This window comes from Microbacterium sp. NPDC055442 (assembly GCF_053644215.1).
Genome location: NZ_JBSHLF010000015.1, coordinates 1 through 1,457 on the forward strand (window position 1 = coordinate 1; position 1,457 = coordinate 1,457).

Here is a 1,457-nt window from a genome sequence, read left to right on the forward strand (position 1 = left end):
CGAGCCTGTCAAATGGTCTGTGTAAGGGGTGAGGCTTCACCCTGAAGGAGACACTGATGACTATGAATGCTGTTAGCCCGGAGCGCGAGGAACGTCGCCGCCGGCAGAAGGAGCTCGCCGACCAGTTGAAGGCGTCGGGCGCGATGGATGACATCTTCGCGAAGATCGACGCCGGCGAGCCGCTCACGGGCGAGCAGGGTCTGCTGGGCGGGATGCTGAAGGCCGCGTTGGAGCGGGGCCTTGACGCCGAGCTGACGGAGCACGTCGGCTACGAGTGTGGCGACAGCGAAGCGGCGCTGTATCCGAACTCCCGCAACGGCACGACCTCGAAGACGGTGGCGACTGAGATCGGCGACATCGAACTCGCGACCCCGCGGGACCGCAACGGCACGTTCACGCCGATGCTGGTCCCGAAAGGCTCACGCCGGCTGGACGGCCTGGATGGGATGATCATTTCGCTCTACGCCGGCGGGATGACGATCCGCGACATCCAGCATCATCTGGTCTCCACGATCGGCACGGACCTCTCGCACGAGACGATCTCGAAGATCACCGATCAGGTCGCCGACGAGGTCCTGGCCTGGCAGACCCGCCCGCTCGAGTCGCTGTATCCGGTGATCTATCTGGATGCGATCATCGTGAAGATCCGTGACGGCGGTCACGTCCGCAACAAGGCCGCGCATATCGCTGTCGGGGTCGACATGGACGGCATCAAGCACGTCCTGGGGATCTGGGTGCAGGCCACGGAAGGCGCGAAGTTCTGGGCGTCGGTCTGCGCCGAGCTCGCCAACCGCGGCGTCCGCGACGTGCTCATCGTCTGCTGCGACGGGCTCACCGGGTTCGGTGACGCGGTCGCCGCCACGTGGCCGGAAGCGACCGTGCAGACGTGTGTCGTTCACCTCATCAGAGCAGCGATGCGGTTCGTGAACTACAAAGACCGCAAAGCCGTCGCCGCCGCGCTCAGGCCGATCTACCAGGCCGCGAACGAGGACGCCGCGCTCGAGGCGCTGGAGACGTTCACGGCCTCCGAGTTCGGCAAACGATACCCGTCCGCGGTGAAGTCGTTCCAGGACGCGTGGGACCGGTTCACCCCGTTCCTCGCGTTCCCGCCCGAGCTGCGCCGGGTGATCTATACGACGAACGCGATCGAGTCGCTGAACTACCAGCTGCGGAAGGTCACCAAGAACCGGGGCCACTTCCCCAACGACACCGCCGCGGTCAAGCTGCTCTGGCTCGCGATCTGCGACATCGAAGACAAGCGCGCGAGAGAACGAGAGAAGGAACGCGGGCTACCCGCGGGCCAACGCAAGGCCTCCGGCAGGCTCGTCGAAGGCAACGTCACCACGAACTGGAAGCAAGCCCTCGAGCAGCTCGCCCTCGCATACCCCGAACGCATCAACCCCCACCTCTAACTACCCCCGCTGATGCCCACTTACACAGAAATCTTGACAAGCCCA

At 64.9% G+C, this 1,457-nt stretch carries 1 protein-coding gene; it reads left to right on the plus strand.

Annotated features, from left to right (window positions below):
• The first annotated feature begins 62 nt into the window (after nucleotides 1-62).
• Nucleotides 63-1,412, plus strand: a complete 1,350-nt coding sequence (locus ACWIBS_RS15170; protein WP_376131521.1) for an IS256 family transposase — start codon at nucleotides 63-65, stop codon at nucleotides 1,410-1,412.
• Nucleotides 1,413-1,457 lie beyond the last annotated feature (45 nt).

Excerpts from the sequence above, each read along its gene's own strand:
- ACWIBS_RS15170 (WP_376131521.1), top strand. The coding sequence starts at position 63 with ATGAATGCTGTTAGCCCGGAGCGCGAGGAACGTCGCCGCCGGCAGAAG.